Source organism: Sphingobium sp. CR2-8, from assembly GCF_035818615.1.
Taxonomy (GTDB): domain Bacteria; phylum Pseudomonadota; class Alphaproteobacteria; order Sphingomonadales; family Sphingomonadaceae; genus Sphingobium.
On record NZ_JAYKZY010000002.1, the window covers coordinates 905,378 to 930,353 of the forward strand.

At 65.7% G+C, this 24,976-nt stretch carries 26 protein-coding genes; 24 read left to right on the forward strand and 2 right to left on the reverse strand.

Going from position 1 to position 24,976, the window contains the following annotated elements; translation table 11 throughout:
• Positions 1–46 precede the first annotated feature (46 nt).
• Genes nagZ through tatC form a run of 6 tightly spaced genes read left to right on the forward strand, consistent with a single transcriptional unit; the run spans position 47 to position 4,004 of the window.
• Positions 47–1,060: a beta-N-acetylhexosaminidase gene (gene nagZ, locus U5A82_RS08310; protein ID WP_326290084.1), complete on the forward strand. Its 1,014-nt coding sequence runs from the start codon at positions 47–49 to the stop codon at positions 1,058–1,060.
• Positions 1,057–1,848: a segregation and condensation protein A gene (locus tag U5A82_RS08315; protein WP_442802161.1), complete on the forward strand. Its 792-nt coding sequence runs from the start codon at positions 1,057–1,059 to the stop codon at positions 1,846–1,848. The genes nagZ and U5A82_RS08315 overlap by 4 nt, the downstream gene beginning before the upstream one ends.
• A complete protein-coding gene (gene scpB / locus U5A82_RS08320) occupies positions 1,845–2,438 on the forward strand; it encodes an SMC-Scp complex subunit ScpB (RefSeq protein ID WP_326290087.1) in 594 nt (197 codons plus the stop codon). Before U5A82_RS08315 ends, scpB begins: the two co-directional genes overlap by 4 nt.
• Positions 2,439–2,466: 28 nt before the next feature.
• Positions 2,467–2,715, forward strand: a complete 249-nt coding sequence (locus U5A82_RS08325) for a twin-arginine translocase TatA/TatE family subunit (protein WP_326290089.1) — start codon at positions 2,467–2,469, stop codon at positions 2,713–2,715.
• 27 nt (positions 2,716–2,742) lie between these two features.
• On the forward strand, positions 2,743–3,228 hold the full coding sequence (gene tatB, locus U5A82_RS08330; protein ID WP_326290091.1) for a Sec-independent protein translocase protein TatB: 486 nt from the start codon (positions 2,743–2,745) through the stop codon (positions 3,226–3,228).
• Complete coding sequence (gene tatC / locus U5A82_RS08335) at positions 3,225–4,004, forward strand: twin-arginine translocase subunit TatC (RefSeq protein WP_326290093.1); 780 nt, start codon at positions 3,225–3,227, stop codon at positions 4,002–4,004. Before tatB ends, tatC begins: the two co-directional genes overlap by 4 nt.
• 133 nt (positions 4,005–4,137) lie before the next feature.
• Here the strand turns inward: tatC and U5A82_RS08340 are convergent, their stop codons facing one another.
• On the reverse strand, positions 4,138–4,266 hold the full coding sequence (locus U5A82_RS08340) for an entericidin A/B family lipoprotein (protein ID WP_326290094.1): 129 nt from the start codon (positions 4,264–4,266) through the stop codon (positions 4,138–4,140).
• Between the two features lie 361 nt (positions 4,267–4,627).
• A complete protein-coding gene (locus tag U5A82_RS08345) occupies positions 4,628–5,614 on the reverse strand; it encodes a cell wall hydrolase (protein WP_442802208.1) in 987 nt (328 codons plus the stop codon).
• 187 nt (positions 5,615–5,801) lie between these two features.
• Here U5A82_RS08345 and U5A82_RS08350 point away from each other — a divergent pair, with 187 nt between their 5' ends.
• The 18 genes from U5A82_RS08350 to U5A82_RS08435 all read left to right on the forward strand — a co-directional run bounded on the left by U5A82_RS08350 (position 5,802) and on the right by U5A82_RS08435 (position 24,971).
• A complete protein-coding gene (locus tag U5A82_RS08350) occupies positions 5,802–6,797 on the forward strand; it encodes a cysteine synthase A (RefSeq protein ID WP_326290096.1) in 996 nt (331 codons plus the stop codon).
• A gap of 41 nt (positions 6,798–6,838) precedes the next feature.
• Positions 6,839–7,144: a hypothetical protein gene (locus tag U5A82_RS08355; protein WP_326290097.1), complete on the forward strand. Its 306-nt coding sequence runs from the start codon at positions 6,839–6,841 to the stop codon at positions 7,142–7,144.
• Between the two features lie 31 nt (positions 7,145–7,175).
• The gene (locus tag U5A82_RS08360; protein ID WP_326292883.1) at positions 7,176–8,447 is read left to right on the forward strand and encodes a Gldg family protein; all 1,272 of its coding nucleotides are present in this window, start codon (positions 7,176–7,178) and stop codon (positions 8,445–8,447) included.
• A 184-nt stretch (positions 8,448–8,631) separates the two neighbouring features.
• Positions 8,632–9,129, forward strand: coding sequence for a division/cell wall cluster transcriptional repressor MraZ (locus U5A82_RS08365; RefSeq protein WP_326290099.1), 498 nt, complete (start codon positions 8,632–8,634; stop codon positions 9,127–9,129).
• Positions 9,126–10,076 (forward strand): 16S rRNA (cytosine(1402)-N(4))-methyltransferase RsmH, encoded by a 951-nt coding sequence (gene rsmH, locus U5A82_RS08370; protein WP_326290100.1) that lies wholly within the window; start codon positions 9,126–9,128, stop codon positions 10,074–10,076. Before U5A82_RS08365 ends, rsmH begins: the two co-directional genes overlap by 4 nt.
• Entirely contained in the window at positions 10,073–10,723 is a 651-nt protein-coding gene (locus U5A82_RS08375) for a colicin transporter (RefSeq protein WP_326290102.1), read from the forward strand. Before rsmH ends, U5A82_RS08375 begins: the two co-directional genes overlap by 4 nt.
• Positions 10,723–12,426 (forward strand): peptidoglycan D,D-transpeptidase FtsI family protein, encoded by a 1,704-nt coding sequence (locus U5A82_RS08380; RefSeq protein WP_326290103.1) that lies wholly within the window; start codon positions 10,723–10,725, stop codon positions 12,424–12,426. Before U5A82_RS08375 ends, U5A82_RS08380 begins: the two co-directional genes overlap by 1 nt.
• Positions 12,426–13,865: a UDP-N-acetylmuramoyl-L-alanyl-D-glutamate--2,6-diaminopimelate ligase gene (locus tag U5A82_RS08385; protein ID WP_326292884.1), complete on the forward strand. Its 1,440-nt coding sequence runs from the start codon at positions 12,426–12,428 to the stop codon at positions 13,863–13,865. Before U5A82_RS08380 ends, U5A82_RS08385 begins: the two co-directional genes overlap by 1 nt.
• A gap of 94 nt (positions 13,866–13,959) precedes the next feature.
• Complete coding sequence (locus U5A82_RS08390; RefSeq protein WP_326292885.1) at positions 13,960–15,351, forward strand: UDP-N-acetylmuramoyl-tripeptide--D-alanyl-D-alanine ligase; 1,392 nt, start codon at positions 13,960–13,962, stop codon at positions 15,349–15,351.
• Complete coding sequence (gene mraY / locus U5A82_RS08395) at positions 15,351–16,424, forward strand: phospho-N-acetylmuramoyl-pentapeptide-transferase (RefSeq protein ID WP_326290105.1); 1,074 nt, start codon at positions 15,351–15,353, stop codon at positions 16,422–16,424. Before U5A82_RS08390 ends, mraY begins: the two co-directional genes overlap by 1 nt.
• Positions 16,421–17,803: a UDP-N-acetylmuramoyl-L-alanine--D-glutamate ligase gene (gene murD, locus U5A82_RS08400; RefSeq protein WP_326290107.1), complete on the forward strand. Its 1,383-nt coding sequence runs from the start codon at positions 16,421–16,423 to the stop codon at positions 17,801–17,803. Before mraY ends, murD begins: the two co-directional genes overlap by 4 nt.
• Positions 17,804–17,849: 46 nt before the next feature.
• Entirely contained in the window at positions 17,850–19,052 is a 1,203-nt protein-coding gene (locus tag U5A82_RS08405) for an FtsW/RodA/SpoVE family cell cycle protein (protein ID WP_326292886.1), read from the forward strand.
• Positions 19,049–20,230 (forward strand): undecaprenyldiphospho-muramoylpentapeptide beta-N-acetylglucosaminyltransferase, encoded by a 1,182-nt coding sequence (murG, locus tag U5A82_RS08410; RefSeq protein ID WP_326290109.1) that lies wholly within the window; start codon positions 19,049–19,051, stop codon positions 20,228–20,230. The genes U5A82_RS08405 and murG overlap by 4 nt, the downstream gene beginning before the upstream one ends.
• 163 nt (positions 20,231–20,393) lie before the next feature.
• Positions 20,394–21,821, forward strand: coding sequence for a UDP-N-acetylmuramate--L-alanine ligase (gene murC, locus U5A82_RS08415; RefSeq protein ID WP_326290110.1), 1,428 nt, complete (start codon positions 20,394–20,396; stop codon positions 21,819–21,821).
• Positions 21,821–22,018, forward strand: coding sequence for a hypothetical protein (locus U5A82_RS08420; protein WP_326290111.1), 198 nt, complete (start codon positions 21,821–21,823; stop codon positions 22,016–22,018). The genes murC and U5A82_RS08420 overlap by 1 nt, the downstream gene beginning before the upstream one ends.
• Positions 22,000–22,914 carry a UDP-N-acetylmuramate dehydrogenase gene (gene murB / locus U5A82_RS08425; RefSeq protein ID WP_326290113.1) on the forward strand — a complete coding sequence of 305 codons (915 nt, stop codon included), beginning with the start codon at positions 22,000–22,002 and terminating at the stop codon, positions 22,912–22,914. The genes U5A82_RS08420 and murB overlap by 19 nt, the downstream gene beginning before the upstream one ends.
• Positions 22,915–23,071: 157 nt before the next feature.
• Entirely contained in the window at positions 23,072–24,028 is a 957-nt protein-coding gene (locus U5A82_RS08430) for a D-alanine--D-alanine ligase (protein WP_326290114.1), read from the forward strand.
• The gene (locus U5A82_RS08435) at positions 24,021–24,971 is read left to right on the forward strand and encodes a cell division protein FtsQ/DivIB (RefSeq protein ID WP_326290115.1); all 951 of its coding nucleotides are present in this window, start codon (positions 24,021–24,023) and stop codon (positions 24,969–24,971) included. The genes U5A82_RS08430 and U5A82_RS08435 overlap by 8 nt, the downstream gene beginning before the upstream one ends.
• Positions 24,972–24,976: the final 5 nt, after the last annotated feature.

The window sequence follows — 24,976 nt, forward strand, 5'->3', positions numbered from 1 at the left end:
GGGAACAGGTTGCGCGAACCACCTGCGTCCCGCTACGATTGCGTCCATGAAACCCGTCATCTTCGGCCTGTCCGGCGCAACACTGACTTCCGACGAGCGCGCCTTCTTCCATGACGCGCAGCCCGCCGGCTATATCCTGTTCAAGCGGAACATTGCCGACCGGGCGCAATTGCGCGCGCTGACGGACGATCTGCGCAGCCTGCACGGGCGCGAAGACCTGCTGATCATGATCGATCAGGAGGGCGGACGCGTCGCGCGGATGCAGGCGCCCGTCTGGCCCAGCTTCCCGCCCGGCGCGGTGTTCGACCGGCTGTACGATCTCTCCCCGTCCAGCGCGATCGCCGCCGCGCGCGCCAACGCCCATGCCATCGCGCTGACGCTGGCGGAGGTCGGGATCACCGTGGACGCGCTGCCGCTGCTCGACGTGCGACAGGATGGGGCCAGCGACATCATGGGCGACCGGACGCTGGGCGCGGAGCCGATGCGGGTGGCGGCGCTGGGCCGCGCCACGCTGGAGGGGCTGGCCGATGGCGGGGTGGTCGGCATCGTCAAGCATATGCCGGGCCATGGCCGGGCACTGGTGGACAGCCATCTCGACCTGCCGGTGGTCGATGCAGATCTGAACGCGCTGGAGACCGACCTCGCCCCCTTCCGCACGCTCAATCAGGCGCCGATCGGGATGACCGCCCATGTCGTCTATACCGCCTGGGACGCACAGCACCCCGCCAGCCTGTCGCCCACGATCATCGAGGAGATTATCCGGCAACGCATCGGTTTCGACGGACTGTTGATGTCCGACGATCTCGATATGAAGGCGCTGAACGGCAGCATCCCCGAACTGGCCGCCGCCGTGGTCGCGGCGGGATGCGACCTGGCGCTCAACTGCTGGGGTCGGATGGACGATATGGTCGGCATCGCCACGCTGTTGCCGGAAATCACAGATGCGGGCCGGGCGCGGCTCGACCGGGCGATGGCGTCGGTGACGGGACGCGCGGACCAGCCGCCGCTCGATACGCTGCTGGCCACCCGCGATTCGCTGCTGGACCTGGTAGCCGCTTGACCGACGATCTGTTCCATCCACCGACCATTTTCAGCGCCGGGACGCTGCCCGAAACCCTGAACGTCAGCTTCGACGCGTGGGAGGGGCCGCTCGACCTGCTGCTCAGCCTCGCGCGCGCGCAGAAGGTGGATCTGCGCGAAATTTCAATACTGGCGCTGACCGAACAATATCTGGGGTTCATCGACGGCGCGCGGGAATTGCGGCTGGAACTGGCGGCGGATTATCTCGTGATGGCGGCCTGGCTCGCCTATCTCAAATCCTCGCTGTTGCTGCCCCGGCAGGAGCAGGAAGATCCCAGCCCCGAAGACCTGGCGCTGCGCCTGCAATTGCGGCTCCAGCGGCTCCATGCGATGCGCGACGCCGCCGCCCGGCTGATGGCCCGCGACCGGATCGGCCGCGACGTCTTCGCCCGTCGCAAGCCCGAAGGCCTGCGGCTGGTGCGCAAGGCGCAATGGCGCGCCAGCCTCTACGACCTGATCCAGGCCTATGGCCAGATTCGCGCCCGCACCCAGCCGGTCGTCCATACCATCGCCGTGCGCCCGGTCATGACGCTGGACGAGGCGATCCAGCGGGTCGGCAGGCTGGTCGGCGTTGCGATCGACTGGACCCGGCTCGAATCCTTCCTGCCGCCCGATCTCGACGCGCCCAAGGCGAAGTCGGCGCTCGCCAGCAGCTTCGTCGCGGCGTTGGAACTCGCCCGGCAGGGGCGGCTGGAGATGCGGCAGGACGGTATCTTCGCGCCCCTCTATCTTCGCGCTGCACCATCGAATCAAGGTGCTAGGGCATGACCCCGGAACCCGACGATTTCCTGCGCGCGGTGGAGGCGGCGCTGTTCGTGGCCGAAGCGCCGCTGACTCCCGCCGAACTCAAACTCCATGTGGGCGATCGCGGCAACCTGTCGGCCGCGCTGGCGGCCCTGTCCGATCATTATGCCGGGCGCGGCGTCAATCTGGTCGAACGGGGCGGTCGCTGGCATTTCCAGACCGCCAGCGACCTGGCCCATATCCTGCGCCGCGAAAAGGACGAGCCGCGCAAATTGTCGCGCGCCGCCATGGAGACGCTGGCGATCATCGCCTATCACGAACCGGTCAGCCGGGCCGAGATCGAAGCGATCCGCGGCGTCCAGGTGGCCAAGGGCACGCTCGACGTGCTGATGGAGGCGGGGTGGGTCCGCCCCGCCGGACGGCGCGAAGTGCCCGGTCGTCCGCTCACCTATGCGACCAGCGTAGATTTTCTGTCACATTTCGGGCTTAGCAGCCGTCGCGACCTTCCCGGGATGGATGATTTGCGCGCCGCCGGCCTGCTCGACCCCGTCGATTTGGCGCTGGAGGGTCTGGGCGGTCAATCCGTTGTGGAAAATGATGAGGAAGACGCCTAGATAGGCCTTCTACTTGGAGTATTGAAAAATGGGTTCCTTTTCGCTGATGCACTGGGTGATCGTGCTCCTGGTCGTCATGCTGCTGTTCGGCGGCGGCCGGATTTCCGGCCTCATGGGTGACGTGGCCAAGGGCATCAAGAGCTTCAAGAAGGGCATGGCCGACGACAGTGACGACGACGTGACGCCGACGAAGCCCGCGACGCGCCTGGAGGGGCACCGCGTGCCTGAACAGGACGCGCCGACGCCCAGCGCGACCGAAGAAAAGACCAAGGCCTGATCCTCTAGCGCAGGCCGGTAGTCCCGCATGTTTGGTATCGATTCGTCCGAATTTCTGGTGATCGTGATCATCGCCGTGATCGTGATCGGGCCGAAGGATTTGCCGCGCGCCCTTTACAAGGTGGGCCAGATCGTCGGCAAGGCGCAGGGCATGGCCCGGCATTTCCGCACCGGCATCGACGCCATGGTCCGCGAAGTGGAACTGGAAGAGCTGGAAAAGAAGTGGGCGGCGCAGAACAAGCGGATCATGGACGAACATCCACCCGAAACCGCGCCCGACGCCTTGCCGGCCCCGGTCGAATCATCGGCGCAGGATGTGCCACCCTATGTCGCGGAAGCGTCGGCCGAAACGCCCGCCTTCGTGGCCGAATTGGCGCCTGTACCCGCTGCGGCGGCCCCGGCGGCCCCGGCGGCCCCGGCGGCCCCGGCGGCCAGCGAAGGCCCGCCCTATGTCGCCGAAGCGCCTGCGTCCCACTCGCACGCCACCCCGCATAAGGGCGATGCAGCGGCATGATCGGTGACATCGACGACAGCAAGGCGCCCTTGCTCGACCATCTGATCGAACTACGCGGCCGTCTGCTCAAATGCGTCTATGCGCTGGTGGTCAGCGGCGCGGTCTGCTTCTACTTCTCCGAGCAGCTCTTCGCGATTCTGGTCCACCCCCTCAAGGAAGCCTTTGGCGACGGCGGCGGCAAGCTGGTCTACACCAAGTTGTACGAGGCTTTTTTCGTACAGGTGAAGATCGCCTTTTTTGGCGCTTTCTGCCTGTCCTTCCCGATCATCGCCAACCAGCTCTGGGCCTTCGTCGCGCCCGGCCTCTATGCCAAGGAAAAGAAGGCGCTGCTGCCCTTCATCCTCGCGACGCCCTTCCTGTTCGCCATGGGCGCGAGCCTGGCCTATTTCGTGGTGATGCCGACCGCTTTTCACTTCTTCCTGGAATTTCAGGGTAATAGCAGTGGTTTGTCGGTCGAGGCTCTGCCAAGCGCCGACGCCTATCTGGGCCTCGTCATGCAGTTCATCCTGGCCTTTGGCATCAGTTTCCTGATGCCGGTGCTGTTGATGCTGCTTAACCGTGCGGGCTTCGTCACCCGGGCGCAACTGATCGGCATGCGCCGCTACATGATCGTTGCCGCCTTCATCCTGGCCGCGGTCCTGACCCCGCCGGATGTCGTGTCGCAGCTGATGCTCGCTATCCCGCTGTTGCTGCTCTACGAAATCACCATCATCGCCATCTGGTTCACTGACCGACGCGCGGCCAAGGTCGAGGCGGCCGAGGAAGCGTCAGCCTGATCGGGGATTTTTGGGAAGGGTGAGAAACGGCCCTTCGCATCACCGCGTCTCTCCCCGCACACAAAAAAAGGGCCCGCCTTGTTACGGGCGGGCCATGCTAGGGAGCGGGGTAGTAAACGCGGATAGCGTCTATTTAGTTCGCCGATTTTTCCACGGCCTTGCCAGCACTCTGCACGTCGCGGCCTGCGCCTTCGACGGTGTTGCATGCGGCGACCATGAGTGATCCGGTGAGCAGCACAGCGGCCAGAATTTTCTTCGACATCGGAAATCTCCTCCTCAAAATCTGTGACCGGATGGCCAGGCCATCGCAGTGACGAGGGAAGAACCCGCACTGCCGAAATACGTTCCGCAGCCGAAAAGAATAATGATTTCAAAAGGAAGATTGCCCCTGAAAAAAGTCTGAGCCCGGAATGCGTCGGGGGGAAACATTCCGGGCTCATATTATGTGGATAGCAAGAGCGGGGGGCAAAAGATTTGCTATCCGGAATATAAAACCTCTTACCGCCCGGATCGGTTCCCGTAGCCTTCGCCAAAATGCATTTTTTTAAGTGCTTTTTTTCCAGTCGCTTCGATGGTGGCGCTGTCGTTAACCGCAAAAAAGATCGCCGTACGCAGGGAAAAGTTCAGATCAGCGGGCGGCCGCTGTTGCGATATTCCGGGCGTATGGTCGATTCCGGCAGGCCATCGTCCACCGGGGCGGGCACCGGTGCGGGCGTCCATCCGCCGCGTGGCGAAACGGGCGCTTGTGCGGGAAGAGGGCCCCCATAAAGCGGCGCCAGCGTTTCGACCGGCTGCACGGGGCGGGCGGGCCAACTGGTGCGCGCTGGACCGGCGATCGTCTCGCGTCCCAGATAGGTGGCGTGGAACGCTGCTGGCGTGCCGATGAAGCCCGGATTGCGGTAGAATATATGCGCGCCGACCACCGCCACCGCCTGCAGGCTGGACGACCAGTCGGGCCGCACCGCCAGCGTGTGATAATGGGTGGCAAGGCCGACCGGCGCATAGACCCTGCCTGCCAGCGCCTCTTCCGCCACATGCCGCGCCCGGACCCAGGCAGCAGCAGCGGGCAGCCGCGCCATCGCCCCGTCGCAGCTGAAAGTGAACTGGCATTTATAGTCGGTGCGTTCCGACCCCTGATAGACGACGCCGCACACCGTGTTCGGCCAAAGCTGACTGCGCACCCGATTGAGCACCACCTGCGCCACCGCGCGTTGTCCGTCGTCCGGCTCGTTGCCCGCTTCATAATAGATGGCCGACGTCAGGCAGTTGAGCGCGCGATAGCTGTCCACGCCGGTCAGCCCGCGAAACACCATGGCGGGTGCCGCCTTGACCTCGTCCAGGCCCAGCACATGTTCGCTCTGCACCGTGGCGACGCCCGGCACCGGATCGAACGCACCCTGCGCGTAGAAGAAGGCGGAGCCGGGGAAATTCGCGCCCGAATCCTCCGACGGATCGGCAGCGGCCGCCGCGCGATCGCCACCCAGCATGTCGAGCGGCGCGGCGGTGATCAGGCGCGGGGCAACCAGGGCCAGCAGCGCGATCATCAGAATCGCGCCATGCCCCTTCCATCCCCGAAACTGCGCCGACAGCCGCATGGCAAATCCCATCATCGACGACCACGCGTCGCCCAGCCTGCCCTTACGCCAAAATCCTTCCGCTTTCCTCACTACATTTCCTATGTGCCGCAATGGGACGGCAATGAAGGCAAAGGTTAATCGGCGCAGCTAAATGCGCGCTTTCGCCCGATCATCATTCCCTTGCTTGGCAAAGCCGCGCCCGCTCCGCTATGCGGGGGCCATGCTGCTTCAACCCCATAGTCTCGCGCTGATCGGCAATACGCCGATGGTGCGCCTCGTCGGCCCCTCGGAAGAGACGGGGTGCGATATTTTCGCCAAATGTGAATTTGCCAATCCGGGTGCGTCCGTGAAGGACCGGGCGGCGTTGTTCATCGTCAACGATGCCGAGGAGAAGGGCCTGCTCAAGCCCGGCGGCACCATTGTCGAGGGGACGGCAGGCAATACCGGCATCGGTCTGGCGCTGGTGGCCAATGCCAAGGGGTATAAGACGATCATCGTCATGCCTGAAACCCAGAGCCGCGAAAAGATGGACACGCTGCGCGCGCTCGGCGCGGAACTGGTCACGGTCCCGGCCGCGCCCTATTCCAACCCCGGCCATTTCGTCCACACCTCGCGCCGCCTGGCGGAAGAGACGGAAGGCGCGATCTGGGCCAACCAATTCGACAATATCGCCAATCGCAAGGCGCATATCATCGGCACGGCCGAGGAAATCTGGACCCAGATGGACGGCCGGATCGACGGCTTCACCTGCGCGGCGGGCACCGGCGGTACGATCGCGGGGGTGGGATTGGGCCTCAAAGCCAAGGACGAAGCCGTCACCATCGCGCTCAGCGATCCCCACGGTGCGGCGCTCTACAGCTATTATGCGGAAGGCGAACTCAAGTCGGAGGGCAGCAGCGTCGCCGAAGGCATCGGGCAGGGGCGCATCACCGCCAATCTGGAAGGCGCGCCGATCGATACCCAATTCCGTATCTCCGACGAAGAGGGGCTGGAGTGGGTGCGCCGTCTGCTGGCCGAGGAGGGGCTGTGCCTGGGCCTGTCGTCGGGCATCAACGTCGCGGGCGCGGTCGCGCTGGCGAAGCAACTGGGGCCGGGCAAGCGGATCGCAACCATCCTGTGCGACACCGGCTTCCGCTATCTGTCGACCCTCTACAACCGGCAATGGCTGGAATCTAAGGGCTTGACGGTCTTCCCCTGGCTCGCGCACACTGCATGATCGTCGACACGGGTCGCGGCGAAGACAATAAGAGCGCAGGCATGGCTGAAACACCCCGCCGACAGGAAGGGTTGCAGCGCGTCCAGATCGGCCTGACCGGTCTGGCGGGTGTCGTTCTGCTCGTGGGCCTTGCCAATATCGTCATCGAAAAGGCGCGGATGGACGACGCCGCGCTGCCGCCGCCGGTCGTGCCGACGCTGCCGCAAAATGCCGTCGCGCCCAAAGATCCGCTGGCCGAACTGGGCGTGCAACCCGCCCCGGAACAGGCCCCGATCGTGCCCGACCTCCAGCCCGATCCCAATATTCGCAAATCCATCGATCGCGAAGCCCCGCAGCAGCAACGTTGATGCTGCGACCGGGGAGGGGGCGTCACCCGTGATGGCGGGGGTCAGGCAATTCCTTGGGATCTGGCTGCCGTCGCTTCTGATCTTTCTCATCGGCCTTAAGCGCGCCTGGCTGACGGGACAAGCCGATCCCTGGGACTGGGGCCTGCCTGCGGCCATGGTTTCAGCGGCGGTCGGGCTACTGCTCGCGCGGCGTAGCTGGGCGATGCTCGCCTGGGTGGCGATGGGTGGCATCGGGACGGCGCTGATATTCTGCACCATCGCCGCGGCGCGCGCGCCAGATGTGGTTGCGGCGCTGGGCTTGCTGGCGGTCGCCCTGCTGGCACTGTTCGGCGGGTCTGCCCTGCGCCAACCTCCGTTCGGTGCGAGCCTGTCGAGAACCAGCAGCGCGGCACGCTCCACTTCTCGACTGCGCTGGAAGAGAAGGCTTGTGGGAATGGCCTTCCTCATCCTCGCCGGGCTGATCCTATGGCGTGGCCCCACCCAGCAGCTCCAGCCTGTCCCGGACCGCCCCAAACTCGCTGTCGTCACGGGCCTGCCGCTTTTCTGGGCGGAGTCGGGACAGGATGGGCCGCAGGATGCCCCCATCATCACGGTCCTGCGCACCCGTTTCACAGTCGTGCCGCTGGACGACCCGCTACAGCTGTCCGCATCACGCGCGCGCCGCCTGCTGCTGGCCCAACCGCGCGCGCTCACGCCGCCGCAACGGGTGGCGATCGACCGATGGGTGCGGGATGGCGGCACCGCGCTCGTCCTCGCCGATCCTCTGCTGCGCTGGCCCTCCACTTTGCCGTTGGGCGATCGTCGCCGCGCGCCGTCGGCGCATTCGCTTGCGCCGCTGCTCGACCATTGGGGTTTTGAACCATCCGGCCGTGACAACACGGAAATCCGCCATTTTTCGCCCGATGGCGCCCTCATAACCGTGTCGGGCGCGCAATTTTTCGGCGCCGATGGGGATCGCGACATCCAGCGCAAGCGCGTCGGCGAGGGTCAGGTGCTGCTGCTGGGCGATGCAGACCCGATCGACGACCGGCTCTGGCTGGCCGATCCCGCCCATCCGCTCGATCCCCGTCTATGGGTGGCGGACACGCCCGCCCGCGTCGCGCAGTGGCTGGGCGCATCCATCCCCGGCGCGCGGCACTGGATGCGGGAGGCTGCGGACGTGACCGCCGCACTCCGCTGGGCGCTTTTGGCCGGGATGATCTGGGCAATTCTGGGCGCGATCCTCTTCCGGCAGGAAAAGCGCGGCACACCCGGCGGAACAAAAAGTGAAACCTACATCAATAATGCCAGGAAATCCGACTAGTCCCAAATTTCACCTGATTTTCCCGACTACACCCATCTTTTCCCTTCCCAGTCGGCCTCATGCTTGATAGGAAAATGGCATTGGGGTTCGTCAGGCTTTGTGCAGTCCTGTGCGCTGGATGGTCTTATCGTGATTCCGGCGACGGGCGGCCTGTGCCCCGGTTCATAAGGGGCCAGTCGCTACCGTGTCGGACGTCACTCTCTATTCGGGCAACGCGTTCAGCGTCGCGGACGGCAAAGGCCGGTTCGTGCTGCCCCTGGAGATGCGCAAGCTGGTCCGGCAGGCGAGCGGCGACGAAAACCGCCTGTGCCTCTCGGTCCATATGGACAATGGTTGCGCCACTGGCTTTGGCCTGTCGCACAAGCAGTTCCTCTTCGATGAAGTCGCCGAACTGGAACGGCTGGCGCGGGAGGCGAACCGCCCCTTCAATGGCGATCTGGAGCGGGAAAATCGGCTCGGCACGATCGAGGACGTCAATTTCGATGATGGCGGCCGTTTCTTCCTGCACCCCGATATCAAGGAAGAAGCGGGCATCACGGACGCGATCTTCTTCTATGGCGTGGGCCGCTATTTCCAGATCTGGCATCCCCAAGCCCTGGTCGAAAGCCCCGAACGCCCGGCGCTGATCCGCAACAAGGTCCGCCGCTGGCTCGACGCGCGCGCGGCAGGGGGCGGCAAATGAGCCACGCTCCCCACATTCCCGTCCTGATCGATGAAGTGCTGGACGCCCTTGCCATCACCCCCGGCGAGATTCATGTCGACGGCACCTTCGGCGCGGGCGGCTACAGCAGCGCCATGGCGCGCGCGGGCGCGCAGGTCTTCGCCTTCGATCGCGACCCCGATGCGATCCGCGAAGGGCAGGCGGTGGCCGATGCGCATGGCATCACGCTAATCGCGGGCGAATTTTCGCGCATGGCCGACTTGCTGGCCGAACGCGGCATAGAGAAGGTGTCGGGCATCACGCTCGACATCGGCGTCTCCTCGATGCAACTCGATCGGGCGGAGCGCGGCTTTTCCTTCCAGTCCGATGGCCCGCTCACCATGACGATGAGTCAGGACGGCATGAGCGCCGCCGACTTCCTCAATACGGCGTCCGAAGAGGATATCGCCAACGTCATCTATCGCTATGGCGACGAACCCCGCTCGCGCCGGGTCGCGCATGCGATCGTCGACGCCCGTCCGCTGGAGCGCACCGGCCAGCTGGCCGCCGTGGTCCGCCGCGCGCTGGGCCACAAGCCGCATGACAAGAAGGACCCGGCGACCCGCACCTTCCAGGCGATCCGCATCCATGTAAATCGCGAGCTGGAGGAATTGGAACTGGCGCTGGACGCGGCCGAGGCGCTGCTGGAAGAGGGCGGTCGGCTGGCGATCGTCACCTTCCACAGTCTGGAAGATCGCATCGTCAAGCAATTCCTGCGCAAGCGCAGCGGCGGTGAAGGGGCCGGGTCCAGGCATTTGCCCGAACGCGCGGCCGGACCGCAGCCGACCTTCGCCAAGCCTGCCAAGGCGGTGCGTCCTGGCGATGCGGAACTGGCGCGCAACCCCCGCGCCCGCTCCGCGACCCTGCGCGCCGCCGTTCGTACCTCTGCCCCAGCCCAGTCCGCTTCCATCCGGAGTAACAGCGCATGATCGCCGTCAAAAGGTTGCAGAGCCTGATCTGGGTGATCCTGGTCGCGCTGGGCGCGCTCGGCGCGTACATGGTGTCGCTCAAGGTCGCGACCGAGCGCAACGAGCTGATGTATGTGCGGGCGCAGATCGCGCGGGCGAAGAGCGACATCCGCTATCTGGAAACGGAATTCAGCGCGCGCGCCTCGATGCGCCAGCTGGAACGTTGGAACCAGGACGATTTCATGTACGCCACGCCCACCGCCCAGCAATATCTGGGCGGCGAACGGGCGCTCGCCAATCTCGACGGTATCCAGCCCAACGGCCCCGATTATGTCGCGCCGCCGGTGATGGTCGCGATGGTCCAGACCCCCGCCGACCTGCCGTCCGCCCCGCAAAAGGCGCCAGAAAGCCCGGCCGCGACCCAGATTCGCAGCGAAATCGCCGTGATCCGCGAAGCTCACGCGGCCGACGCCGTCGACAAGCTGCCCAAGCCCGCGCCCCGCACCCCGGCGGTCCAGGCGAAGGTCGACGCCGACATGTCCAGGCCCAATCCGATCGCGCGCAAGGCGGAGCGGATGGCGATGCTCGATGCCAAGCTGCTGGACGACAGCACCTTGGGTGACCTCAGCGCCAAGGCGGCGCGCGAGAAGCGCAGGGAGGCGCGCTGATGGCCACGATCATTGTTCAGCCCGGCGGCGAACGGGCAGGGCGGCAAAGGGTCAACCTGACCGCCATGGCTCACAACCGGTTGATGCTGCTGCTCATCCTGTTCCTAGCCATTACGACCATCCTGATCGGCCGACTCGCATGGGTCGGCATTTTTGCGCATGGGTCGGCGGGGGACGGCACGCTGTCGCCCTTCCTGCCCGCGCGCGCCGATATCGTGGACCGCAACGGCGTGCCGCTGGCGCGCACGATGGACGCCTATTCGGTGGCGGTGCGCCCGTCCAAGCTGATCGGCGAACCGTCCGAATTGGCGCGCAAGCTGCACGAAATCTTTCCCGACGAACCCGAATCCGCCTTCTACAAGAAGCTGGCCGGCCGGGGCTGGGCCTATCTGCGCCGTCGCGCTCTGCCCGAAGAAGTGGCGGCTGTGAACGCGCTGGGCGAAATCGGCATCGAATTCCCGCGTGAGAAGGAACGGCTCTATCCGCAGCGCACGCTCGCGGCGCATGTGCTGGGCTTTGCCCCCAATGCCGATGGCGTGGGCGGCATGGGCGTGGAGGCGGCCTTCAACGACCGGTTGACTGACGCAGCACAGCGCGGTCAGCCCTTCGCCGTGTCGATCGACAGCCGGGTGCAGGGCGCGCTGGAAAGCGAGCTTTATGCGCAGCTGGTGCAGACCCGGGCGAAGGGCGCGGGCGGCATCATCCTAGACGCCAATACCGGCGAAGTGATCGCCATGGCGTCCATCCCCGTCTTCGATCCCAACAAGTTGCAGAATTACGCGGGCAAGACGTGCAGCGAATCGCCGCTTTGCAACCATATGGTGCAGGCCCGCTACGAACTGGGTTCGTCCTTCAAGCCGCTGTCGATCGCCGCCGCGATGGACGCGGGCGTCGTGACGTCGATGAGCAAGCGCTATGACGCGACCGCCCCGCTCGCCGTCGCGGGCTTCCGCATCAAGGACGACCATGCGATGGGCCGCTGGATCAACGTACCGGAAATCTTGGTGCACAGCTCCAACATCGGCACCGCGCGCATCGCCGACGAAATGGGCGCCGCACCGCTGCAAAAGATGTTCCGCAGCCTAGATTTCGACCAGCGCGCGCCGATCGAGTTCAACGAGCGCGCCAAGGGCATCTGGCCGTCTAGTTGGGGCCGCATCACCAGCATGACGACCGCCTATGGCCATGGCATCGCCGTCACGCCGCTCCATCTGGCGAGCGCGTACGCCGCTCTGGTCAATGGCGGCATCTGGCGTCCCGCAACCGTGCGCAAGCTGCGCCCCGACGAAGTGCCCGAAGGTCGCCGCGTCTTTTCCGCCGCCACCAGCGCGCGGATGCGGCAACTGTTGCGGATGATCGTGTCGGCGGGTACAGGGCGTAGCGCCGACGCCAAGGGATTCCGGGTGGGCGGCAAGACGGGTTCCGCCGAAAAGCCTCAAGAGGGGCGCTATAACAAGACTTCGCTGGTGACGACTTTCGCTTCTGCTTTCCCCATGGACAATCCCCGCTACGTCGTCGTCGCGATCATGGACGAGGCGACGGGCCAGTACGGCCTGCGCACTGCCGCCTGGACCGCCGCGCCCGTGGTGAAGCGCGTGGTCGAGCGGACCGGCCCGATGCTGGGCGTGATGCCGGACGAAAGTCGCGATGTCGACATTTCCGACCTCATGCCGCTGCTGCACGGCGACAAGGAGAAAGAATGATGCGCCTCGGCTCGCTGGTCGCAGGGCTGGATGCGACGGTGATCGGTGAAGGCCTCGACGCCAACGTCACCGGCTTTGCCATCGACAATCGCAAGGTTGCGCCCGGCACCGTCTTCGGCGCCTTCCAGGGCCTGCGCGTCAATGGAGAGGATTATATCGCCGATGCGGTCAGATCCGGCGCGATCGCCGTGGTCGCCCGCCCGGAAGCGAAGGTCGAAGGGGCGATCCACATCGCCCACGCCAATCCGCGCCGCCTGCTGGCGCTGCTCGCCGCGCGCTATTTCGCGCCCTTCCCCGATGTGACCGTCGCCGTTACCGGCACCAATGGCAAGACCAGCACCGTGGAACTGGCGCGTCAGCTCTGGCGCATGCTGGGGCACAAGTCTGCGTCGATCGGCACGCTGGGCGTGACGACCGCAGTCGATCAGGTGTCCACCGGCCTTACCACGCCGGACATCGTCACCTTCCTTGCCAACATGTCGGGCCTGCGTCGCGAAGGCATCACCCACGCCGCGTTCGAAGCGTCCAGCCATGGCCTGGACCAATATCGCACCGAAGGCCTGCCGGTTGTCGCCGGAGCCTTCACAAACCTGTCGCGCGATCATCTCGACTATCATGGCGATATGGAGGCCTATTTCGACGCCAAGATGCGGCTGTTCGACGAAGTGGTCGCGCCCGACGGCGCGGTGGTCGTCTGGGCGGACGACGCCTGGTCGGACAAGGTCATCGCGCGGGCTACGAAGCGGGGGCTTCGTGTGCTGAGCGTCGGGGTGCAGGGGCAGGCGCTCCGCCTCACCAACCGCACCCCGACCCAGTTGGGCCAGACGCTGGAAATCGAAGTCGAAGGCAAAGGCTACAAGGTCAATCTGCCGCTGATCGGTGCCTATCAGGCCGCCAACGCCCTGACCGCCGCAGGCCTCGCCATCGCCACCGGCAGCGATATCGCCAGGGTGCTGGAACTGCTGGGCCGGGTCCAGCCCGTCCGCGGACGTCTGGAACGCGCCGTCATCAGCAAGGCGGGCGCGCCGGTCTATGTCGATTACGCCCATACCCCGGACGGCCTGCGCGCCGCGATCGAAGCCTTGCGCCCGCACACCCGTGGCAAGCTCATCGCCCTGTTCGGCGCGGGCGGTGATCGCGACGCGGGCAAGCGTCCCCTGATGGGCCAGGTCGCGGCGGAACTGGCCGATCACGTCATCGTCACCGACGACAATCCACGTTCCGAGGAACCCTCCGCCATCCGCGCAGCCGTCATGGCGGGCGCGCCGGGAGCCAAGGAAATCGGCGGCCGCCGCGCCGCCATTGCCGCCGCCATCGCGCAGGCCGGGGCGGACGACATCGTGCTGCTGGCGGGCAAGGGCCATGAACAGGGCCAGATCATCGGCGACCGCGTGCTGCCCTTCGACGATGTGACCGTCGCGCGGGAGTGCGCGGGGTGATTATACACCCGACCACATCCCTTCGGTTCGAGCTTGTCGAGAACCATCACTCAGCGGTTCTCGACAAGCTCGAACCGATCGGAGGTTGGTGTTGATGACCACCCTCTGGACCTCCGCCGACATCGCCAAGGCCACAGGCGGCGCCGCGTCGGCGCCGTTTGCCGTTTCGGGCGTCGCCTTCGACAGCCGCGAAGTGGGGCCGGGCGATCTGTTCGTCGCGATGAAGGGCGAAACCACCGACGGTCATAAGTTCGTGGACAAGGCCTTCGATCAGGGCGCATCCGGCGTGATCGTCAGCGAACCTGTCGCCCACCCCCATATCCTCGTCCCAGAAAGCGCTGCGGCACTGGACGCGCTGGGACTGGCGGCGCGCGCGCGCATGGCTGGCAAGGTGATCGGTGTCACCGGGTCGGTCGGCAAGACCGGCACGAAGGAAGCGCTCTATCAGGCGCTGGATCGCGCCGCGCCTGGCGACGTCCACCGCTCGGTCAAAAGCTACAACAACCATGTCGGCGTGCCCTTGAGCCTGTCGCGCATGCCGCGCGGCGCTGCCTATGGCGTGTTCGAAATGGGCATGAACCATGCGGGCGAACTGGCGGCGCTGACCCGGCAGGTCCGTCCCGATGTCGCGATCGTCACCGCCATCGCGCCCGCCCATATCGAATTTTTCGGTACGGAGGCGAAGATCGCCGAAGCCAAGGCGGAGATTTTCGAGGGCCTGCAACCCGGCGGCACCGCGATCATCCCCTATGACAGCCCCCATGTCACGCTGCTCTATAACAAGGCGGAACGTCACGCCGCGCGCATCCTGACCTTCGGCACCAGCGCGCAGGCAGACGTCTGCGTGCGCGAAGCCGTGCCCGCGCCGGGCGGCGGCACCCTCGTCACCGCGACGCTGCCCGACGCCGAACTCTGCTTCACCGTGGCCGCGCCGGGCGACCATTGGGTGTCGAACGCGCTCGCCGTGCTGGCGGCGGTCGCGGCGGTTGGCGGCGATCTGGCGGCAGCGGGCCTTGCGCTGGCTGAAATGCCGGGCCTGCCGGGCCGGGGCGAACGCCGCATCCTGCCCGTGGCGGGCGGCGAGGCGCTGCTGATCGACGAAAGCTACAACGCCAACCCCCTGTCGATGACCGCGACGCTGACGCAACTCGGCCGCGAAAAGGCCGATCGCCGCATCGCCATATTGGGCGGCATGCGCGAACTGGGAGACCGCAGCGTCGAATTGCATGCGGGCCTTGCCGAACCGCTGGGCGCAGGCCGGGTCGACTACGCCATATTGGTCGGCGCGGAAATGGCGCCGCTCGCCGACGCTTTGGGTAGCGCCATCCCCCATGTCCATGTCGCCGACACGGCGGCGGCCATCCCCCTCATTCAAACGGAAATGCGCGCGGGCGACGCGATCCTGGTCAAGGGCTCCAACGGCGTGGGCCTGTCCCGCCTGGTCGCAGCCCTGGCGCAGGCCGCCCGCGACGGAGACACAGAATAATGCTCTACTGGCTGGCCGAAACCCTGGATTTCGCAGGTATATTCAACCTCATCCGCTACCTGTCCTTTCGCGCGGGCGCGGCGATCTTCACGTCGCTCATCATCGGTCTGGTGATCGGTCCCAAATTCATTGGCTGGCTGCGCGTCCGTCAGGGCAAGGGGCAACCGATCCGCGACGACGGCCCGCAAAGCCACCTCGCCAAACGCGGCACGCCCACCATGGGCGGCCTGATGATCCTGACGTCGATGGTCGTTTCAGTGCTGCTGTGGATGGACCTGTCGTCCACCTATGTCTGGGCCTGCCTGTTCGTCACCCTGGGTTTCGGCGCGATCGGCTTCCTGGACGATTATGACAAGGTGACGAAGGCCAGCCACAAGGGGCTGTCGGGCAAGATGCGCCTGGCGTTCGAATTTCTGATCGCCGGGGTCGCCGCCTGGATGATCGTGCATCAACATGGCAATACCGCGCTGTACGTGCCCTTCTACAACGGCCCGGCGATCGAGCTGGGGCCGTTCTATTTCTGCTTCGCCGCCTTCGTCATCGTGGCGTTCGGCAATGCGGTGAACCTGACGGACGGCCTCGACGGCCTCGCCACCATGCCGGTCATCATCGCCAGCCTGGCCTTCATGCTGATCGTCTATCTGGTCGGCCGCGCGGACTTCGCCGAATATCTGGGCATCCCGCATGTGCCCGGCGCGGGCAATCTGACGATCCTGTGCGGCGCGATCATCGGCGCGGGCCTGGCCTTCCTGTGGTTCAACGCGCCGCCCGCCGCCGTTTTCATGGGCGACACCGGCAGCCTTGCGCTGGGCGGCACGATCGGCGTCATCGCCGTCACCGCCCATCATGAAATCGTGCTGGGCATCATCGGCGGCCTGTTCGTCGTGGAGGCGCTCAGCGTCATCATCCAGGTCTTCTTCTACAAGCGCACCGGCAAGCGCGTGTTCAAGATGGCCCCCATCCATCATCATTTCGAACAACTGGGCTGGGCCGAGCCGACCGTCGTGATCCGTTTCTGGATCATCGCCTTCGTACTGGCGCTCGCCGGTCTTGCGACGTTGAAGCTGCGATGATCGTCAGCAGCGCCTTTGCGGGGAAAACCTACGCCGTGCTGGGGCTGGCGCGGTCTGGCCTCGCCACGGTCGAGACGCTGGTCGCCAGCGGCGCGCGCGTCGTCGCCTGGGATAGCCGGGAGGAAGCCCGCGCGCTGGTCGAGGGACGGGCGGAAATCGGCGACCCGATGGAGATCGACCTGACCGGCTTCGACGGCATCGTGGTGTCGCCGGGCGTGCCATTGAACCGCCACCCCATCGCCATGCGCGCGAAGATCGCGGGCGTGCCGATCATCGGCGACATCGAACTGTTCGCGCTCGCCCGCCCGACGCTGCCGCCGCACAAGGTGGTCGGCATCACCGGCACCAACGGCAAGTCGACCACCACCGCGCTCATCCACCACATCATCGAACAGGCGGGCTATCCCACTGTCATGGGCGGCAATATCGGCCTGCCGATCCTCAGCCAGCCGCCGCTGGAACCCAATCTGCACGGCGTGGGCGTCTATGTGCTGGAACTGTCCAGCTACCAGATCGACCTGACGCATAGCCTGGATTGCGACGTCGCGGTGCTGCTCAACATCACGCCCGATCATCTGGATCGCTATGATGGCTTCGAAGGCTATGTCGCGTCGAAGGCACGGCTGTTTGCGATGCAGTCGGCGGACCATATCGCTGTCATCGCGACCGATGACGAGCCGAGCAAAGCGATCGCTACCAACCTGTTCTCCGGCGCAGGCCGGAGTCCAGTGTTGAACGCGGTGTCATCCGGCCCTGGACTCCGGCCTGCGCCGGCGAACGGTTTGGGGCAGGTGACGTCCTCCGACATCGACCCCGCCGCCCAACTGACCTGGCCCGCCCTGCAAGGCCCGCACAACGCGCAAAACGCCGCTGTCGCCATCGCTGTCGCAAAAGCACTGGGCATCGACGAATCTACCATCGCCAACGCGCTCACCAGCTACGCCTCGCTCCCCCACCGGATGCAGGCCGTCGCGACCCGCAAAGGCGTCCTCTACGTCAACGACAGCAAGGCGACCAACGCCGCCTCGACCGCCCCGGCGCTCGCCGCCTGGCCGCCGGTCGACGGACGCCCCCGCATCCACTGGATCTTGGGCGGCGTCGCCAAGTCGGACAATCTGGACGAGTGCGCGCCCCATTTCGGCAACGTCGCCCATGCCTACACCATCGGCGAAGCGGGGCATATGTTCGCCGATCTGCTGCGCACCCATATGGCCGTGGACGATAGCGAGATGCTAAGCGCCGCCGTCCGCCGCGCCGCGCGCATCGCGCAGCCGGGGGACGTGGTGCTGTTGTCGCCCGCCTGCGCCAGTTTCGACCAGTTTCGCGATTTCGAAGCGCGCGGCGATGCCTTTGCCGCGGCCGTTGCGGCGCTGGAATAAACCATCATAGTCGGGGGCGACGATGAACAGGGAAGGGACGACGGGCATGTTCAAGGCTGGCGAACTGGTGAAGGGTTTCCGCACCCGCACCGTGCCGCGCGAACGCACCGCGCTCGCCATCTGGTTCTGGGAAATCGACCGCGTCCTGCTGTCGCTGATCGTCACGCTGATGGCGATCGGCCTGGTCGCCGTCGCCGCAGCCTCCCCGGTCGCCGCGATCGATCGGTCGACCGCCAGCGTCGCGGTCAATCCGCTCATCTATTTCTACCGCCAATTGATGTGGGTGTTCATCGGCCTGCCGATCATGCTGGTCATCTCCATGCTGCCCCGCCCGCAGGCGCGGCGGCTGGCGATTTTCGGCTGCGCCTTCTTCTTCGTCATGCTGCTGTGCGTGCCGATCCTGGGATCGACCGTGAACGGCGCGAAGCGCTGGATCGACCTGCCCGGCTTCCGCTTCCAGCCGTCCGAGTTCCTGAAACCCGTCTTTGTCGTCGCGCTCGCCTGGCTGCTTTCGCTCCGCGCCAAGGATATGAGCCTGCCGGTCGTGCCCTTAAGCTTCTGCGTCACCGGCCTCATCGCCGTCGTCCTGATGCGCCAGCCCGACTTCGGCCAGACCGTCATCTTCGCCGCCTGCCTGGGCGTGTTGCTGCTGCTGTCGGGTGTGTCGATGCGCTTCATCGGCGCGATGGGCGGGGTGGCGCTCGCCGGGCTCATCGCGGTCTATATGTTCTATGAAAATGGTCGTCAGCGCGTGAACGACTTCCTCGGCATCGGTGTCCAGATCGACGCCGGTCCCGACCAGACCGACCTCGCCTTCCGCACCATCTCCCACGGTGGCTTCACCGGCGTCGGCCCTGGCGGCGGCCAGAACAAGTTCCGCCTGCCCGAAGCGCATACCGACTATATCTTTTCCGTGATCGGCGAAGAATTCGGCCTGCTCGCCTGCATCGCCATCGCCTGCGTCTATCTCGCCATCGTGGTGCGGGTGCTGCTGCGCCTGCTGGATGAAGAAGATGTGTTCACCATCCTCGCCGCCGCGGGTCTCACCACCCAGTTCGGCTTGCAGGCGATCATCAATATGGGCGTCAATGCGCAGATATTTCCGTCAAAGGGTATGACGCTGCCCTTTATCAGCTATGGCGGCTCCTCTATGCTGGCGCTTTGCATCGGGGTCGGCCTGCTGCTCGCCTTCACGCGGCGCAATCCCTTCATGGGCCGGCATACCGTGGTCAAATGGAGTGGTCGATGAGCATTTCCCGTCACTTCGTCCTCGCCGCCGGCGGGACGGGGGGTCATATGATTCCAGCGCACGCCGTGGCCGAAGAGCTGATGGCGCGCGGCCATCATGTCGCGCTCGTCACCGATGAGCGCGGCGCGAAGATCCCCGGCATCTTCGATCATGCGCCGGACAATCGCGCGCAGGTCCATGTCATGCCCGCTGGCCGCATGACCAAGAATCCGGCGAGTTGGCCCGGCGCGTTGAAGGCCATCCTGTCGGGCCGCGCCATGGCCCGCCGCCTTAACGAAACCTTCCGCCCCACCGCCGTCGTCGGCTTCGGCGGCTATCCCGCCATGCCCGCATTGCTGGGCGCGCTGGCGGACGGCATCCCCACCGCCATTCATGAGCAGAACGCCGTGCTGGGCCGGGTCAACCGCCTGCTCAGCGGCCGGGTCGACGCCATCGCCACCGCCTATCCGAATGTGGAGCGGCTCAAGGACGCCTATGCGGCCAAGGTCCATCTGATCGGCAATCCGGTGCGCGAAGAAGTAAAGCAGTTGCGTGAGGAGGATTTTCCAGCGCTCACCGACGAAAGCGTGTTCCGCGTGCTGGTGATCGGCGGCAGCCAGGGCGCGTCCATCCTGTCCAGCGTCGTGCCCGAAGGCCTCTCGATGCTGCCGGTCGCGCTGCGCCGCCGCCTGCAAGTGACGCAGCAGTGCCGCGCCGAAGACATCGACCGTGTGCGCAAAGTCTATGCGGAGATGGAAATCCCCGCCGACCTCGCCACCTATTTCAACGATGTGCCCGAAAAGCTGGGCTGGTCGCATCTGGTGATCGCGCGGGCGGGGGCCTCGACGCTCGCCGAACTGACCTGCGCGGGCCGCCCCGCGATCCTCATCCCGCTGCCCAGCGCGATGGACGATCACCAGACCGCCAACGCCCGCGAAATGACGGAAGCGGGCGGCGCACGCACGATTACGCAGGCGCGCTTCACCGCGATCGAACTCGCCAAACAGATGCAGAAGATGGCGCTGGAACCCGGCGCGCTTCAGAATGCGGCCAAGCGCGCGCGCACGTGCGGCCGCCCCAACGCCGCGCGCGACATGGCCGACCTGCTCGAAAGCATCGGCCGCGCGCCGATCATGAACGATCCGGTCAAGGTCGGCCCGACGCCCACCACGCTCAATCTGCAGGGTGTTCCGGCGTGAAGATTGTAGTCACCCTACCTCCGTTCGCCCTGCGCTTGTCGAAGCCTGTCCTGAGCGACTGCTGCAAGCAGTCAGTCGAAGGGGGCTACACTTCTCCTTTGAAGAAAGGACTGGGCTTCGACAGGCTCAGCCCGAACGGATTTTTTTACGAGGAAGAGAATACATGAAGGGTGTCGGCACGGACATCGGCACGATCCATTTCATCGGTATCGGCGGCATCGGCATGTCCGGCATCGCCGAAGTGATGCATAATCTCGGCTATAGCGTGCAGGGGTCCGACGTGGCCGAAGGCTATGTCGTGGATGGCCTGCGCAAGAAGGGCATCAACGTGATGATCGGCCACAAGGCCGAAAATCTGGGCGACGCCGCCGTGGTCGTCACCTCCACCGCGATCAAGCGCGGCAATCCGGAGGTCGAACTGGCGCTGGAAACCCGCGTCCCCGTCATCCGCCGCGCCGAAATGCTGGCCGAACTGATGCGCCTCAAATCCACCGTCGCGATCGCGGGCACCCATGGCAAGACCACGACGACGTCGATGGTCGCCGCGCTGCTCGACGCGGGCGGGGTGGACCCGACCGTCATCAACGGCGGCATCATCAACAGCTATGGCTCCAACGCGCGCCTGGGCAATAGCGACTGGATGGTGGTGGAGGCCGATGAGAGCGACGGCAGCTTCCTGCGCCTCGACGGCACGATCGCGGTCGTCACCAATATCGATCCCGAACATCTCGACCATTATGGCAGCTTCGATCGCGTCAAGGACGCCTTCGTCGAATTCGTCGGCAACGTCCCCTTTTACGGTGCGGCGATGCTCTGCCTCGACCATCCCGAAGTGCAGGCCATCCTGCCGCGCGTGCAGGACCGCCGGATCGTCACCTACGGTTTCTCCGCCCAGGCCGACATTCGCGGCGACAATGTCCAGCCCATCCCCGGCGGCAACCGCTTCGACATCCAGATCCGCGAGCGCGACGGTTCGACCCGCCGGATCGAGGGGATCGAAATGCCGATGCCCGGCCGCCATAATGTGCTGAACGCCATGGCGGCGATCGGCGTGGCGCTGCAAATGGGCATTGACGACACGACGATCCAGACCGGCTTTGCCAAGTTCGGCGGGGTCAAGCGCCGCTTTACCAAGGTCGGCGAGATCGCCGTCGCGGGCGGCGCCGCCACCGTCATAGACGATTATGGCCACCACCCGGTGGAGATCAAGGCGGTGCTCGCCGCCGCACGCGAAGGCGCAAAAGGCCGCGTCATCGCCGTGGTCCAGCCGCACCGCTTCACCCGTCTGCGCGACCTGATGGATGAATTTCAGCAGGCGTTCAACGACGCCGACATCGTCTATGCCGCCCCGGTCTATACCGCAGGCGAACAGCCGATCGAGGGCACGGACAGCGCGGCGCTGGTCGCCGGTCTCAAGCGGCGCGGCCATCGCAACGCCGCCACCGTCGCCGACGCCGCAGACCTCGCCGCCGTCATTGCCGCCGACATCCAGCCCGACGACATGGTCATCTGCCTCGGCGCAGGCGACATCACCAAATGGGCGGCGGGCCTTGCTGCCGCCGTCTCGGCCAAAGTCCAGGAAACCGCCTGATGTTCGAACTGTTCGCCGTAGGTTTCGAAATGCAGAAGCGCATGATCGACGCCCAGATGCAGGGCGTTGAGGCTGCGCGCGACATGGTGGAGGCGGCCCAGCGCCAGGTCCAAACCGGCATGGCCGCAGCGCAGGCCAATGACGCGAGCCTGAAGGCGATGAAAAGCTGGATGAACCTGTGGGGCATGCGCGGTTGAGCGTGAACATACCCCTCCCGCCCGTACGCGGCACGTTGAAGGCCGACGCCCCGCTGGCGCCGCTCGTCTGGTTCAAGGCGGGCGGCACGGCGCAATGGCTGTTCGAACCCAAGGATGCGGACGACCTGTCCGACTTCCTCGCCATGCTCGATCCGCAAGTGCCGGTGATGGCGCTTGGCCTCGGCTCCAACCTCATCGTCCGCGACGGCGGCGTGTCGGGCGTGGTCGTGCGGCTGGGCAAGCCCTTCGCGAAGGTCGTCGCCCAGGACGAAACGACGCTGGTCTGCGGCGGCGGCGCGTCGGGCATCCTCGTCTCCTCGACCGCGCGTGACGCAGGCATAGCGGGGCTGGAATTCCTGCGCTCCATCCCCGGCACGGTCGGCGGTTTCGTGCGCATGAACGGCGGCGCCTATGGCCGCGAAACCCGCGACATATTGCTGTCCTGCGAGGTCATCCTCCGTTCGGGCGAACAGGTGACGCTGCTCAACCGCGACCTCGCCTATACCTATCGCCACTCGAACCTGACTGATGGCGCGATCGTGGTCAGCGCGACTTTTCGCGGCGAACCCGGCGAACCCGCCGCGATCCAGGCCGAAATGGACCGCATCGCCGCCGCGCGTGAGGAAAGCCAGCCTCTGCGCAGCAAGACCGGCGGCTCGACGTTCAAAAACCCGGACGGGCACAAGGCCTGGCAGTTGGTAGACGAAGCGGGCTGTCGCGGCCTCCAGCTTGGCGGCGCACAGGTGAGCGAGAAACACACCAACTTCCTCCTCAACACCGGCGACGCCACCAGCACCGACATCGAAGCCCTGGGCGAAGAAGTCCGCCGTCGCGTGAAGGAGAAGAGCGGCGTCGAACTGGAATGGGAAATCCAGCGGGTTGGGGTGGCGACGTGATGCATCATCCTCTCACCCCGTTCGCCCTGAGCCTGTCGAAGCCTGTCCTGAGCGACTGCTGCAAGCAGTCAGTCGAAGGGGGCTTTTCTTCTTCAAAAAGTGAAGGGAAGGGCTTCGACAAGCTCAGCCCGAACGGATGTAATTTGGAGCATATCGCATGACCCGTGGCCCCTGGCATGTCGCCGTCCTCATGGGCGGCTGGTCGGCGGAGCGCCCCGTCTCGCTGTCGTCCGGCGAAGGCGTCGCCAAGGCGCTGGAATTGCGCGGCCACACAGTCACCCGCATCGACATGGACCGCAACGTCGCCGCGCGCCTCGCTGAAATCAAGGCGGACGTGATCTTCAACGCGCTCCACGGCGTGCCCGGCGAAGACGGCACGGTGCAGGGCATGATGGACTTGATGGGCCTCACCTACACCCATAGCGGCCTCGCCACCTCGGTCATCGCGATCGACAAGCAACTGACCAAGCAGGCCCTGGTCCCCCACGGCATCCCCATGCCCGGCGGCCATATCGTTTCGAGCGAAAGCCTGTTCACCGCCGATCCGCTGCCGCGCCCCTATGTGCTCAAACCCGTCAACGAAGGCAGTTCGGTCGGCGTCGCCATCGTCACGGCGGAGGGCAATTATGGCAACCCCATTGCCCGCGACAGCGTCGGCCCGTGGCAGGATTTCCCCGAACTGCTCGCCGAACCCTATATTCGCGGCCGCGAACTGACGACCGCCGTGCTGGGCGATGAGGCGTTGCTCGTCACCGAACTGCGACCCAAGAGCGGCTTCTACGATTTCGACGCCAAATATACCGACGGCATGACAGAGCATGTCTGTCCCGCCGACCTGCCGCCCGAAATCACGCAGGCCTGCAAGGCGATCGCCCTGCGCGCCCATCAGCTGCTGGGCTGCAAAGGCGCGTCGCGCGCGGACTTCCGCTGGGACGACGAACGCGGCATCGACGGGCTGTTCCTGCTGGAGGTCAATACCCAGCCGGGCATGACGCCCTTGAGCCTCGTCCCCGAACAGGCCGCGAAGCTGGGCATTGACTATGCCACGCTGGTGGAGACTATTGTCGAAGAGGCGCTCAATCGCGCCCGGAAGGCGGGTGGCGAACATGGCTGAAGCACGGATCAGGCGCGGCGGCACCGCGCGACTGAGCAGCGCGAAGGGGAGGGCGACCGGAGGACGGGGAGCTCGCGGCCGCGCGCTTAAGCGCCGCAGCTGGGTCGACAGCCTCATCGAATATCTGCCCGTCAGCGAAGCCACGCTGCAACGCATGGCCAGCTGGGCGATCGTCGGCATCTTCGCCGCAATCGTCATCGCCATCGCCATTTTCATGGGCCTGCCCGGCATGGCGCGCCAGCAGGCGGCTGACATCGCCGCCCGCGCGGGCTTCGAAGTCGACAAGGTCGAGGTGCGCGGCGTCGAACGGATGGACGAACTGCCGGTCTACAACATCGCGCTGGGCCAGGTGGATCGCTCCATGCTCTCGCTCGACCTGCCCAAGGTGCGGGCCGACATGCTCAAGCTCGGCTGGGTCAAGGATGCGCGTATTTCCCGCCGCCTGCCCGATACGCTGGTGGTCGACATCGTAGAGCGCGATCCGGTCGCCGTCTGGCAGCATAATGGCCAGCTGCACCTGATCGATGTCCAGGGCGTGGTGTTGCAGTCGGTGTCCGCCAGCGCGATGCCCGACCTGCCGCTGGTCGTCGGTCCCAACGCCAACCGCCAGACCGCCGGCCTCAATCGCCTGATGGAAAACGCCCCCGCCTTGAAGCCGATGCTGGCGGGCGCGACCTGGGTGGGGAACCGCCGCTGGGATCTGCGCTTTCAGTCGGGTGAAACGCTCTCCCTGCCTGAGGGCGACAAGGATTCGGCGGGTGCATTGGTGAATTTCGCACGCATGGATGGCGTCAACCGGCTGCTCGGTCGCGGCATCGTGAAGTTCGACATGCGCGATCCCGACCGTTTCGTCCTGCGCCTGCCGCAGGGCCGGGTCGAGGAAAAGCCGATGGACGACACGGCCAAGACCGCCGCCACGCCGATCGAAGGCGAGGAAGGCTAAAAGCC